A 12,739-nucleotide genomic window follows, 5' to 3' on the forward strand; every position below is an offset into this window, starting at 1 on the left:
GGAACCCTCGCCGGCACGAGGCACCACGAGGCACCACTCTGAAGGAATCACCGCTGATGGCAACGAACACGCCCTGGACCGGCCAGTGGGTCGCCGACCGGCTGGGCGTCGCGCTCCACGGCGAGGGCGTCACCGACCTGCTCGGCCTGGCCCTGCGCCGTAACCCCAAGCGGGCGCACCTGCTGGTCTCCCACGTGCTGGGCAAGCACGTGCCGCAGCGGCCGCACGTCGTCTACGGGCACGCCTTCGCCCTCGGGCAGCGCGTCCGCGCCCTGCTCGGGGACGGCCCGGACGGGGCCGCCGGCGCCGTCGTCCTCGGCTACGCCGAGACCGCCACCGGACTCGGCCACGCCGTCGCCGACGGCATCGGCGGCGTGCCCTACCTGCACTCCACCCGGCGGGCGGTGCCCGGGGTCACCCCCGGCGGCGGCTTCGAGGAGGAGCACAGCCACGCCACCGGCCACCTGCTGCTCCCCGAGGACCCGGCCCTGCTCGGGGGCCACGGCCCGCTGGTGCTCGTCGACGACGAGTTCTCCACCGGCCGGACGATCCTCAACACCATCGGCGACCTGCACGCCCGCAACCCGCGGCCGCGCTACGTCGTCGTGGCGCTGACCGACATGCGCGGGCCGGCCGACCGGGCCGCCCTGGCGGAATTCGCCGCCCGCCTCGGCGTCACCGTCGACGTCGTCGCGCTCGCCGAGGGCACGGTGACGCTGCCGGACGGCGTGCTGGAGAAGGGGCAGGCGCTCGTCGCGGAGCACGAGGGCGCCGGACCGTCGGGACGGTCGGGGGCAGCGGGCGGTGCCGCCGGCGGCGTCGGGAGCCTCGTTCGGCGCGTCGGGCTGGGCTGGCCCGCGGGGCTGCCGGACGGCGGCCGGCACGGCTTCCTGCCCGAGCACGGCGACCGGCTGGCCGCCGCACTGCCCGCCATGGGACGGCGGCTGGCCGACGCGCTGCCGCCCGGCGCCGCCCGCGTCCTCGTCCTCGGCAACGAGGAGCTGATGTACGCCCCGCTGCGGCTCGCCCAGGCGCTGGAGGACACCCTCGCCGCCGACGCGCGGGAGGCCGCGCAGACGGGCGCCGAGGCGCCTGCGGCGGCCGCCGCGGACCCCGTGCGCACCGCCGCCCCGGAGGTCCGGTACTCGACCACCACGCGCTCGCCCGTGCTTGCCGTGGACGACCCCGGGTACGCGATCCGCAGCCGGATCGTGTTCGACGCGCACGACGACCCGGACGACGGCGGACCGGCCGACCGCTACGCCTACAACGTCGCGGGCGCCGGCTTCGACGCCGTGGTGTGCGTCGTGGACTCGGCCGGCGACACGCCCGTCCTGCACCAGGACGGCGGGCTGCTCGCCCAGCTCGCCCTGCACACGCCGGCCGTTCTGCTCGCCGTCGTACCCACCTACCGACCCGACCCAGAGGGGCACCCCCCGAGCATGAGCGAGCCGCTGCGCGGACCCGACTTCTCCTCCTACCAGCCGCAGGAGGTGGGCTGGCTGCTGAAGGACCTCTCGGACGTGGAGCTGGAGGCGCCCACCGAGGAGCGCGAGGAGGCCATCCAGAGCGGCGGGGCGCACTACGCCGAGTCACTGCCCGTGGAGTACCAGCCCACCGAGGCGTACCAGGAGCTCTTCCGCTCGGCCCTGGCCGACAGCGCGCCGCGGATCGCGCGCGCGGTCGGCGCCGTCACCGAACTCGTCCTCGCCGAGCGCGGCCGGAACGTGGTGCTGGCCTCGCTGGCCCGGGCCGGCACCCCCGTCGGCGTGCTGATGCGCCGCTGGGCCGAGCACGCCCACGGCCTCGAACTGCCGCACTACGCCGTGTCGATCGTCCGCGGCCGCGGCATCGACCGCAACGCGCTGCGCTGGCTCGCCGACCACCACGATCCGGCCGACGTCGTGTTCGTCGACGGCTGGACCGGCAAGGGCGCGATCACCCGTGAACTCGCCGAAGCCGTCAAGGACTTCGGCGGCTTCAACCCGGACATCGCGGTCCTCGCCGACCCCGGCGGCTGCGTGTCCACCTACGGCACCCGCGACGACTTCCTCATCCCGTCGGCGTGCCTCAACTCCACCGTCTCCGGCCTGATCTCGCGGACGGTGCTGCGCGACGGCCTGATCGGGCCGGACGACTTCCACGGCGCCAAGTTCTACCGCGAGTTGCAGGGCGCGGACGTCTCCGGGCTGTTCCTGGACACCGTGACCGACGCCTTCCCCCAGGTCCGCTCGGCCACGGTCGCCGCGGACCTGGCGGCCCTGCGGTCCCAGGACCGCGCGCCGACCTGGGTGGGCTGGGCGGCGGTCGAGCGGATCAGCGAGGAGTACGGCATCGGCGACGTCAACCTGGTCAAGCCCGGCGTCGGCGAGACCACCCGGGTGCTGCTGCGCCGCGTGCCGTGGCGCATCCTCGCGCGGCGCGGCGCGGGCGCCGACCTGGACCACGTGCGCCTGCTCGCCGACCAGCGCGGCGTGCCGGTCGAGGAGGTCGGTGACCTGCCGTACTCGTGCGTCGGCCTGATCCACCCGCGCTTCACCCGCGGCGCGACCGGCACCGACGGCCGGGCGGTGCAGAACTGATGAGCCGTCACGCGTTCCCGCCCAACACCCGCGCGCTGGTCGCCAGCGACCTGGACCGCACCCTGATCTACTCCACGGCCGCCCTCGCGCTGTCGATGGCCGACGAGCACGCGCCCCGGCTGCTGTGCGTCGAGGTGCACGAGTCCAAGCCGCTGTCGTACATGACGGAGTCCGCGAGCCGGCTGCTGACCGAACTCGCCGACACCGTGCGGTTCGTGCCCACCACCACCCGCACCCGCAAGCAGTACCGGCGGATCAGCCTGCCCGGCCGGCCGCCGCGGTACGCGATCTGCGCCAACGGCGGTCACCTGCTGGTCGACGGACGCACCGACCACGACTGGAACCACGAGATGCGGCGCCGCCTGTCCGACGGCTGCGCGCCGCTGGAGGAGGTGGTCGCGCACCTGGCGGCCACCTCCGACCCGGACTGGCTGCGCAAGGAGCGGATCGCCGAGGACCTGTTCGCGTACCTGGTGGTGGACCGCGAGCGGCTGCCCTCGGGCTGGGTCAAGGAACTCGGCGAGTGGGCCGAGCCGCGCGGCTGGACGGTGTCCCTGCAGGGCCGCAAGATCTACGCGGTGCCCAAGCCGCTGAGCAAGAGCGCCGCGCTCGCCGAGGTGGTCCGCCGCACCGGCGTGGACCAGGTGCTGGCCGCCGGGGACTCGCTGCTCGACGTGGACCTGCTGATGGCCGCGGACACCGGCTGGACGCCCGGCCACGGCGAACTCGCCGACAGCGGCTGGAGCGCCCCGCACGTCACCGCGCTCGGCACGGTCGGCGTCGCGGCCGGCGAGGAGATCCTGCGGCGGATGCTGGTGCGGGTCACGGGGGAGGGCATCACGCGGTAGGACCGCTGGAGCAAGGCCGCTGGAACGGGCGGTTGCGGGGGCAGGCGGGGCAGGCGGGGCAGGCGGCGCAGGCCCGGTGGGCAGGGCCGCCGGACACGGCCGGGACACGCCGGGCGCTCAGCTGTGGCGTCCGGGCACCACGGTCCGGGTCGCGCGTTCCCGGCCGCGCTCCACCCGGCGGGCGTTGGGCCGTTCGCTGGCCGCTATGAAGGCCCGCGCCTCGGACTCGGTCCGCCCGCCGCGCACATGCCGGCGCAGCAACCGCCGCTCCCGCAGCGACCGGGGCGTGTCGACGTACCACAACTCGTCGAGCAGACCGCGGACCTGCTCCCAGCCGGGGCCGTCGTCCGCCAGGTAGTTGCCCTCCGTCACGACCAGCAGGGCCTGCGGCGGCACCACCAGCCCGGCCGCCACCGGCTCCTCCAGCCGGCGGTCGAAGTCCGGTGCGTACACGGGCCGATCCAGCGTCTCGCGCACCCGCCGCAGCAGATGGACGTAGCCGTCGACGTCGAACGTCTCCGGTGCGCCCTTGCGCCCGCGCAGCCCCAGCCGGTCCAACTGGGCGTTGGACAGGTGGAATCCGTCCATCGGCAGATACGCGGCGGTGCCCGCGCCCAGCCGGTCGTCGACGCCGGTGACCAGCCGCCTGGCCAGCGTGGACTTGCCCGCCGCCGGGGCGCCCGCCAGGCCCAGGACGGCACGGCGGCCTGGAATGCTGGGCACGAGGGCGACCGCGTCATCGACGAGCATCTCGTCAGCCTAGGCCAGGCCGCCGCCACGAACCACGGGAGCCAACGGTGCACGAAACGAAGAACCCCCAGCTCACGCCCGAGCTGTACCAGTACGTCCTCGACCACAACCCGCCGCTGGACCCCGTGCAGCGCGACCTGGTGACGGCCACCCACGAGCGGTTCGCCGACGTCGCGGGCCTGCAGACCGCCCACGAGCAGGCACCGCTGCTGTCCTTCCTGGTCACCCTCACCGGCGCCCGCGAGATCGTGGAGGTCGGCACGTTCACCGGCTTCTCCACGCTGGCCCTGGCCAGGGCGCTGCCCGACGGCGGCCGGGTGATCGCCTGCGACATCTCCGAGGAGTGGACGTCGCTGGGCCGCCAGGCCTGGGCGAAGGCCGGCGTCGCGGACCGGATCGACCTGCGCATCGCGCCCGCCCTCGACACCCTGCGCTCCCTGCCCGCCGAGCCGTGGATCGACCTGGCGTTCCTGGACGCCGACAAGGGCGGCTACCTCGGCTACTGGGAGGAACTGGTCCCGCGGCTGCGCCCCGGCGGGCTGCTGGTGGTCGACAACACCCTGTTCCACGGCGACGTCGTGGACCCCGAGGCCTCCGGCGGCGCCGCGGCCATCCGGGAGTTCAACGACCGGGTGGCCGCCGACGACCGCGTCGACCATGTGCTGCTCACCGTCGCGGACGGCCTGACACTGGCCCGCAAGCGCTGATCGCCGCCGCGGGGGGCGTCGACTAACCTGAGTCCATGCCTCGCTACGAGTACCGCTGCCGGACCTGCGGCGCGACCTTCGAACTCCGCCGTCCGATGTCGCAGGCCAACGCCCCGACGCCCTGCCCGCAGGGGCACGACGACACGGTGAAGCTGCTCTCCACGGTGTCCGTCGGCGGCGCCGCGTCCGCCGCGCCGGCCCCCGCGGCCGGTGGCGGTGGCGGCGGCTGCTGCGGTGGCGGCTGCTGCGGCTGACGGCTCACGGCTGACCGCTCACGGCTGACCGCTCACGGCGGGGCGCGCCCGGTCTCGCGGGTCCCGCGGGCCGGGTCCCCGCCTGGCGTGTGGCCAGCGGGTCACTCCCGGACGCGTGCTCAGCGGTGCTGGGCGCGCTCCTCACGGATGTTCGCCACCACGCGGTTCGCGGTCTCGCGGACCGCGGCCGTCTCCGTCAGGAACGCCCAGTAGTCCGGGTGGCGGCCCTCCAGCGCGGCCAGCGCCCGGTCCAGCCGGGCCACCGCCTCGTCCAGCGGCCGGGCGTGCCGCGGCTCCGGCGTGCTCCTGCCCTGCATCGCCAGACGCTGGGCGTCCCGGATCACGAAGCGGGTCTTCTCGACCTCGGCCTTCGGGTCCTTGCTGACCTCGTTGAGGCGGCGCAGCCGGTCGCCGGCCGCACCCACCGCGCCGTCCACGTCGTCCATCAGCGCCCGGACCGTGGCCAGCCGGGCCTGTGCGTCCGCCCACCGCTGGTCCGCGCGCGCCTGCCGGGCCTCGGTGAGCGCCGCCTCGGCCTGCCGGACCGCCTGCTGGGCCTGCTCGGGCACGTGCTGGAGGTCCTGCCAGCACGCGGCGGAGAAACGGCGCCGCAGCTCGCTCAGCACCGGCGCCACGCCCTCCGCCCGGGTCCCGAGCGCCTGCACCCTCGTCCGCAGCGACACCAGCCGGGTGTCGATCTCCTGGGCGAGCTGCGGCAGCCGCTCGGCCTCCGCCCGCACCGCCTCCGCGGTCCTGCGCATCTCGTCGGCCCGCTGGACCGTCTCCTGCACGCCGTGCTTGGAGGCGCCCTCGTTGAGCTTGGTCAGCTCGGGGGAGAGGGCCGCCAGCCGGGCGGCGAGATCGTCCGCCCGCAGACCGGCCGCCCGGACCGCGTCCAGCGCATTGCCGGCGGCCACCAGGGACTGCTTGGCGCGCTCGCGGGCCGGGGCGAGCCGGGCGAGCTGCGTCTCGGCCTTGCCCAGCAGCGGTCCGAGGCCCGACTGGAACCGCTCCAGCTCCGCCCGCACGTTGACCAGCTCGTCCTTGGAGCGGGTCAGCTCGGCGCGGGCCCGCGAGGCGGCCGCGTGGTCCAGCTCGTCGCGGTCGATGTCATGCGCGTCGACGGTGGCGATGTAGGCGCCGCTGACCTGGTCGATCCGCTCGCCCAGGGCCCGGAACGCGGCCAGCGCGCGGCGCGCCTCCGGGGAGTCGTCCACCGCGGAGATCGTCTCGATGGAGATCTCGAGGTCGCGCTGGGCGGTGTCGAGCTCGTAGAACGCCTGGGCGGCGGCGTCCTTGGCCGCCTGCGCCTCCGCACGCTGATTGTCGCCGCGCCGCCACCACGAACGTGCCGTCGTCACAGTGACTCTCTCTCCCCGCGCTCGCGCCGTCTGTCCCGTCCATCCTCCCACCCCCACGACGGTTGCTGACCAGCCCCCGCGGCAAGGTAACCTGTGTCGTCGCATGGCCTGGGCGTGTAGCTCAGCGGTAGAGCGCCGCCCTTACAAGGCGGATGTCGGCGGTTCGAAACCGTCCACGCCCACACCGGTCAGAGCCCCGTCCGCGCAGCGCGCCGATGGGGCTCTCGCACGTTCCGGGACGCGTTCACGGGGAGTCGCCGCGGGCCCCGGGCGGCCTCCGTGCCGTCGCCCGCCGCGCCGCGTACCCTTCGGGCATGCCGCAGCCTCCCGGACCGGTCCCCGCGCCCCTCGACGGGCCCGGCGTGGACGTCACCGACGCGCGCGAGCTCCTGGTCGGCTATCTGGCGTGGTACCGCGCGGCGCTGCTGCGGAAGATCGCCGGGCTGTCCGACGAGCGGCTCCGCGCTCCCGTCGAACCGCTCGGCTGGTCGCCGCTCGGCCTGGTCCAGCACCTGGGGTGGGTCGAACGCCGCTGGATGCGGTGGGGCTTCGCGGGCGAACAGCTCGTCGCCTACCCGGAGGGCGGGGACGCGGAGGAGTGGGGCATCCCCGCCGCACGCTCGACCGAGGAGGTCATGGCCGCCTACCGCGTCGAGGTGGCCGCGGCGGACGCCCTGGTGGCGGCCGCCGGCCTGGACGACCGGGCGCGCACCGGCGGCCGCTTCCCGTCGCCCGACCAGGCCCCTTCTCTCGGGCGGATCCTCTTCCACCTGCTGCAGGAGTACGCGCGCCACGTCGGCCAGCTCGACGTCGCCCGGGAGCTGATCGACGGGACCACGGGCGAGTAGCCGCCGCCAGCGGTCGGCAACGGGGCCTCGGGGTGCAGGAGTTGAGGCGGCCGATGTGTCAGGCCGCCCGTATCGGACAGGTTGTCCCTGAATGCCGCGAGGGGGAGCCATGCGTACACGCCTCACCGTGACCGCCGCCGAGCTCGCCGCCGCCCTGCTGCTGCCCGCCAGGCCACCCGGACGGCGTCGGCGCCGGCGGGCTCCAGCGCGTCGCCGGGGAAGGTGCCCTCGGTCGTCGGCAAGGGGGGGAGCAGAGCGCCCAGGGCGCCGCCGAGGCCGCGGGGTTCCACCACCTCACGTCGCACGACTCCGCCGGGCGTGAGCGCCACCAACTCCTCGACCGGGGCTGGAAGGTGTGCTCGCAGACGCCGCGGGCCGGTGCCGTCGTCCCCGCGGCACCACGCTCGACTTCGGGGCGGTGAAGCTCGCCGAGACCTGTCCCTCCGCGGACGTCGAACCCCCGCCGAAGACGGGGAGGACGATGCCGGACTTCGTGGGCAAGGGCCTCGCCGCCGCCCGCGACAGCCTGCCGCGGGACGCGTCCGTGACGAACAAGGACGCGTCCGGCCGGGGACGGATCGTCATCCTGGAGTCCGACTGGACCGTCTGCGCCCAGACCCCGCGCCCGGGTGCGGCGTACCACGGGCAGCCGGTGACCTTCAGCGCGGTCAAGATCGGGGAGCGGTGCCCCTGAGGCTCCTGCTCGAACTGATGGAGATGGTGGGGTTTAGCGTACGAATCCCCCAATAGGGGGAACGCCCGGCTTCGTTCGGGCGCGTCGCGCGGGGGCTCCTGACGATGATCAGGTGAGCACTTCGTGGGGGAAGCGCGGCCTGTTATGGGCCGCGCTTGTCATCGTCATCGTCATGGCGGGAAGTTGGGGGCTCGCGGGACCGGCCTCGGCCGACCCCGGCGGGGCACACGGCGGGCACCCCGCCGGCCCCGGCTCCGCGCGGGAGCAGGCCCCCGACCAGGGGCATGCCCCGGAGCCCGCCCTCAGTCCCGGGCGCAGCCCGGGCCGCCATCCGTCCCAGAATCCGCCAACCGACACCGGCCAGGACCACGTGTCCGGCCAGAGCCGCCACCCGGCTCCCGACCCCGACCCCGACCGGGGCAAGAGCCCCGGCCACCAGCACGACCCCGTATCCGGCCCCGGCCACGGGCGGAAGCCCGGCCATGGGCATCAGCCGGCACCGGACCCGGGCCACGGGCGACAACCCGGCCGGGGCCACGATCCGGGCCCGGGCGCAGGCGGCGGGCAGAGCCCGAGCCCGACGCCCGACCCCGGGCACGGACAGAGCCCGGGCCCAGGACGCGGCTCTCATCAGGGCCGCGACCCCGGCCATGACCCCGGCCATGACCCCGGTCAGGGACAGAGCCCCAGCCCGAGCGTGAACCCGAGCCCGGGTCCGGGCGTGAGTCCGAGTCCGGCCCCTGACCCGGCGCCCGATCCCGGGCAGGGACAGAGCCCAGGCCCGGGCCAGGGCACTCAGCAGGGCCAGGACCCCGGCCACGACCCCGGGCACAGTCACGACCCCGGGCGCGATCCAGGTAACGACCCCGACCCCGGCCACGGGCACGATCCCGGACGCGGGCACAGTCACGACCCCGGGCACGACCACGGCCACGACCCGGGCCACGGCCACGACCCGGGCCCCGTCAGCGGCTGCCACTGGGGGTGGGAGCCATGGGCCCCGTGGGCTCCGTGGTCGCCCTGGGGTCCGTGGTGGGGGACCTGCCACCACCACCATCACCACCATCACCGGTGTCCGCCGACCAGCCCGCCGCCGCCGACGCACACGCCCGTTCCCTCGCCGCCGGCGCCCAGCCCGCGGCCGACTCCGTCACCCGCGCCCAAACCCGTACCGACACCCGTACCGACACCCGCGCCCAGGCCGGCCCCCAGGCCGCAGCCCGCGCCGATCCCCGTCCGCATCCCGCCGCCCGCCCCGACGCCCCGGCCGCCCGCGCCGAGTCCTCGGCCGAGTCCGACCGTCACTCCGACATCACCCGCACCCGTACCCGCCGCCGTGCGCTGGCCCGCGCGCAGGCCCGCGCCCGTCGCGGCGCCGCACCCGCACAAGCGGCCGCTCATGATCACGATGATGCTGACCACCGTGCCGGCCCTGCTCGCCGTGGCGGTGCTGCGGCCGGGCTCCGGGACGTACCGCAGGAACCGTTAGCGAACGAGGGGGAGTTGGCAATGACGCAATGGGTTGTCCTGCTGATCGCGATGATCGCCGTGTGCGCCGTCGTGCTCAGCGTCGTCGTCCTGCGGCAGCGCAGGATCGGCGACGACGACGATCCGACGGAGACTCCGGACGTCATCGAGTACATGGTCATGATGATCGGCGTGGTCTACGCGATCGTCCTCGGGCTGGCGATCGCCGGCGTCTGGGAGGCGCGCGGGAGCGCCCAGGCCGACGTGCTGGCCGAGGCGCAGGCCCTGCACGAGGTGAAGGCCCGGGTGCAGGTCTACCCGGCGGACGTGCGCGACAAGGTGCGCGCGGACGTCGACGGCTACGCCCGGTTCGTCGCCGAGAAGGAGTGGCCGTACATGCGGGACCACGGCGCGCTGTCCCCACAGGGCACCACGCTGCTCGACCGGATCCGCACCGACGTCACGCAGTTCGACCCCAAGTCCGACCTGGGCGCACAGGCGTACCAGCCGGTCGTGGACGAGGTGGCGGCGGTGGACCAGGCGCGTACGGCCCGCGGGCAGAGCGCGGGCGCGACCATGCCGGGCATGGTGTGGTTCGGCCTGATCGGCGGCGGGCTGGTCACCGTGGGGCTGATCTTCACCCTGCAGATCCGGCGGTCGGCACGGGAGTTGCTGCTGGCCGGCCTGTTCAGCGCGCTGATCGCGTTCCTGCTGTTCCTCATCTGGGACCTGGACGCGCCCTTCGGCAGCGGGATGTCGGTCTCGGCCGACGTCTTCCGCTCGCTGCTGTAGGGGCCGGCCACGACCGCGGCCGTCGCCGCGGTCGTGGCCGTCACGCACGAGGAGGCGGCCCCCCTGCCCGGCCGGGCAGGGGGGCCGCCTCCTCGTACTCGCTTGTACCCGCTCCTCACCGCCAGTTGGACACGTTCACGTTCTCCAGCACGCCGAGCGCGTCGGGGACCAGGACCGCCGCGGAGAAGTACGTGCTGACCAGGTAGTTGATGACGGCCTTGTCGTCGATGCCCATGAAGCGGACGTTGAGCCCCGGCTCGTACTCGTCGGGCAGGCCGGTCTGGTTGAGGCCGATCACGCCCTGGTTGTCCTCGCCGGTACGCACGGCGATGATCGAGCTGGTGCGCTCCGGGCTGACCGGGATCTTGTTGCAGCTCAGGATGGGCACGCCGCGCCAGGCCGGGACGCTGGAGCCCATCACCTCCACCGGGTCCGGGTAGATGCCGGCCCGGCTCCACTCGCGGCCGATCGCCGCGATGGTCTTGGGGTGCGCGAACAGGAAGCGGGTGCCCCGGCGGCGGCTGATCAGCTCGTCGAGGTCGTCCGGCAGCGGCGGACCGGCGTGCGGCTGGATGCGCTGGTCGTACTCGGCGTTGTTGAGCAGCCCGAAGTCCGGGTTGTTGATCAGCTCGTGCTCCTGGCGTTCCCGCAACGCCTCGACCGTGAGCTTGAGTTGCTCCTCGGTCTGGTTCATCGGCTCGTTGTAGAGGTCGGCCACCCGGCTGTGCACGCGCAGAACGGTCTGCGCGACGCTCAGTTCGTACTCGCGCGGCTTGACCTCGTAGTCGACGAACGTGGCCGGCAGCGCGGCCTCGCCCTTGTGGCCCGAGGCGAGTTCGATGTCGGCCTCGCCCTTCCTGTTGGACCGCTGCCTGGGCAGTGACCGGTGGGCCTCCAGGTGTTCGCGCAGCGGGTCGGAGACCCCGAGCAGCGACGTCAGGGCCGAGCGCGGCAGTGCCAGCACGGTGGTGGCGGTCGCGGCCTTGGCGGTGAACTGCCAGGTCCCGTCGTCGCTCAGCAGGGCCTGCTCGCCGAAGTGGTCGCCGTCGGCCAGGACCCCGAGCCGGGTCTGCTCGCCGTACGAGCCCTCGCCGAGTTTCTCGATCTTGCCGTGGGCGACGAGATAGACCGTGTCGGCAGGCCGCCCGGCCTCGGCGATGACCTCGCCGGGCTCGAACTCGCGCTGGACGAAGCGGTCGGCCAGCGCCGTGAGCGCGCCTTCGTCGCCGAAGGTGCGCAGGGCGGCGATCTCGCCGAGCTCCTGCGGGATGACCCGGACCTCCGACCCCGTCTTCACGAAGGTGACCCGGCCGTCACCCACCGCGTAGCTGAGCCGCCGGTTGACCCGGTAGGTGCCGGCGGTGACCTGTACCCAGGGCAGTACGCGCAGCAGCCAGCGGGACGAGATGCCCGCCATCTGCGGTGCGGACTTGGTGGTGGTCGCCAGATTCCGGGCTGCGGCGGTGTCGAGACTCGTTCGGGGCTGGGCGTTGTCCGGAGTGCCGTGTGCGGTGTCCTGGCCCGCATCAACCGACATGGGCTGTCCTTCCCGTAAGGGGGTGATACGGCCCTGATTCTGTCCGTGACATTGAGTGATTGCTATTGCCGGATCGAGTGAGAATACTTCCCGTACTTCCGGGTCACCGGACGGCGGGGGAGTGCGCGCGTACCCGGCGGCCGAGCGGGGCGGCGCCGGAGCGGCAGGTCAGAGGGCTTCGACGACCGAGCCGCGGTCGGGCGACGTGCCCTGGCTGGGCAGTGCCAGCTCCACCGCCGCATATGCCGCTGCCACGGCCAGTCGGCGCTCGCGGCGGAAGACGTACGCCGCGAACGCGCCGGCGCCCACGAGCGCGCCGAAGGACATCGCGGTGCCGAACCAGCTCGAGCCCAGCCACTTGCCGCCGACCCAGCCGAGACCGACGCTGTAGGTCGCCCAGCACACGCCGGCCAGGGCCGACCAGGGCAGGAACTCCTTGGGGCGGCGGCGGGCCGCGCCGGCGCCCAGGCTCACCACGCTGCGGCCGGCCGGCGCGAAGCGGGCCAGCACGACCAGGGCGCCGCCGCCGCCGGTCAGCACCTGCCCGAGGCGCTCGTGAGCGGTGGCCAGGCGTCGGGAGTTGGCCATCCTGCGGTGGAACCAGTCGCCGCCGCGGAAGGCCAGCCGGTAGGCCAGCAGGTCGCCGAGGCAGGAGGCCGCGGCCGCGCAGGCCAGCAGGGCCAGGATGTCGAGGACGCCGTCACCGGCGCTGGAGGAGCCCGCGGTGGCCGCGCTGATCACCAGCACGCCGCTGGGCAGCACCGGCAGGAAGACGTCGAGGAGCACCGACAGCGACACGAGCGCGTAGATCCACGGCCAGTCGAAGAGCGAGCCCACGCCATGCAGCACGTTCGCCTCCTCGTCCTCTCCGGTTCCGGCCCGGGTCGTGTCCTGGTCCT

The 12,739-nt window shown here is 74.4% G+C and carries 12 protein-coding genes and 1 tRNA gene; 8 read left to right on the top strand and 5 right to left on the bottom strand.

All coding sequences use genetic code 11. The annotated features are described in order from the left end of the window. Positions 1–56 precede the first annotated feature (56 nt). Both K7862_RS09175 and K7862_RS09180 read left to right on the top strand, forming a co-directional pair. On the top strand, positions 57–2,582 hold the full coding sequence (locus K7862_RS09175) for a phosphoribosyltransferase (protein WP_222961949.1): 2,526 nt from the start codon (positions 57–59) through the stop codon (positions 2,580–2,582). Further along, positions 2,582–3,430, top strand: a complete 849-nt coding sequence (locus K7862_RS09180) for an HAD family hydrolase (protein WP_222961950.1) — start codon at positions 2,582–2,584, stop codon at positions 3,428–3,430. The genes K7862_RS09175 and K7862_RS09180 overlap by 1 nt, the downstream gene beginning before the upstream one ends. Before the next feature lie 117 nt (positions 3,431–3,547). Here the strand turns inward: K7862_RS09180 and K7862_RS09185 are convergent, their stop codons facing one another. Continuing rightward, on the bottom strand, positions 3,548–4,180 hold the full coding sequence (locus tag K7862_RS09185) for a nucleoside/nucleotide kinase family protein (RefSeq protein ID WP_222961951.1): 633 nt from the start codon (positions 4,178–4,180) through the stop codon (positions 3,548–3,550). A gap of 47 nt (positions 4,181–4,227) precedes the next feature. Between K7862_RS09185 and K7862_RS09190 the strand changes: the two genes are divergently transcribed. Both K7862_RS09190 and K7862_RS09195 read left to right on the top strand, forming a co-directional pair. Next, a complete protein-coding gene (locus tag K7862_RS09190; protein ID WP_222961952.1) occupies positions 4,228–4,887 on the top strand; it encodes an O-methyltransferase in 660 nt (219 codons plus the stop codon). A 35-nt stretch (positions 4,888–4,922) separates the two neighbouring features. Beyond that, positions 4,923–5,141, top strand: a complete 219-nt coding sequence (locus K7862_RS09195) for an FmdB family zinc ribbon protein (protein ID WP_222961953.1) — start codon at positions 4,923–4,925, stop codon at positions 5,139–5,141. 119 nt (positions 5,142–5,260) lie between these two features. Here the strand turns inward: K7862_RS09195 and K7862_RS09200 are convergent, their stop codons facing one another. Next, positions 5,261–6,502 (bottom strand): hypothetical protein, encoded by a 1,242-nt coding sequence (locus K7862_RS09200; protein WP_222961954.1) that lies wholly within the window; start codon positions 6,500–6,502, stop codon positions 5,261–5,263. Positions 6,503–6,612: 110 nt separating this feature from the next. Between K7862_RS09200 and K7862_RS09205 the strand changes: the two genes are divergently transcribed. The 3 genes from K7862_RS09205 (at position 6,613) to K7862_RS09215 (ending at position 8,044) form a co-directional block, all read left to right on the top strand. Further along, positions 6,613–6,684 (top strand) — tRNA-Val (locus tag K7862_RS09205). Between the two features lie 132 nt (positions 6,685–6,816). Beyond that, positions 6,817–7,350: a DinB family protein gene (locus K7862_RS09210; protein ID WP_222961955.1), complete on the top strand. Its 534-nt coding sequence runs from the start codon at positions 6,817–6,819 to the stop codon at positions 7,348–7,350. A gap of 355 nt (positions 7,351–7,705) precedes the next feature. Next, entirely contained in the window at positions 7,706–8,044 is a 339-nt protein-coding gene (locus K7862_RS09215; protein WP_262412861.1) for a hypothetical protein, read from the top strand. Positions 8,045–9,109: 1,065 nt separating this feature from the next. Here K7862_RS09215 and K7862_RS09220 read toward each other — a convergent pair. Next, positions 9,110–9,445, bottom strand: a complete 336-nt coding sequence (locus K7862_RS09220) for a hypothetical protein (RefSeq protein ID WP_222961956.1) — start codon at positions 9,443–9,445, stop codon at positions 9,110–9,112. Positions 9,446–9,553: 108 nt separating this feature from the next. Here K7862_RS09220 and K7862_RS09225 point away from each other — a divergent pair, with 108 nt between their 5' ends. Then, entirely contained in the window at positions 9,554–10,303 is a 750-nt protein-coding gene (locus tag K7862_RS09225) for a bestrophin-like domain (protein ID WP_222961957.1), read from the top strand. Positions 10,304–10,418: 115 nt separating this feature from the next. Here the strand turns inward: K7862_RS09225 and K7862_RS09230 are convergent, their stop codons facing one another. Both K7862_RS09230 and K7862_RS09235 read right to left on the bottom strand, forming a co-directional pair. Continuing rightward, positions 10,419–11,840: a family 2B encapsulin nanocompartment shell protein gene (locus K7862_RS09230; RefSeq protein ID WP_222961958.1), complete on the bottom strand. Its 1,422-nt coding sequence runs from the start codon at positions 11,838–11,840 to the stop codon at positions 10,419–10,421. A 168-nt stretch (positions 11,841–12,008) separates the two neighbouring features. After that, a complete protein-coding gene (locus tag K7862_RS09235) occupies positions 12,009–12,689 on the bottom strand; it encodes a DedA family protein (protein WP_222961959.1) in 681 nt (226 codons plus the stop codon). Positions 12,690–12,739: the final 50 nt, after the last annotated feature.

The sequence above is a fragment of the Actinacidiphila acidipaludis genome, assembly GCF_019890725.1.
Lineage (GTDB): Bacteria > Actinomycetota > Actinomycetes > Streptomycetales > Streptomycetaceae > Actinacidiphila > Actinacidiphila acidipaludis.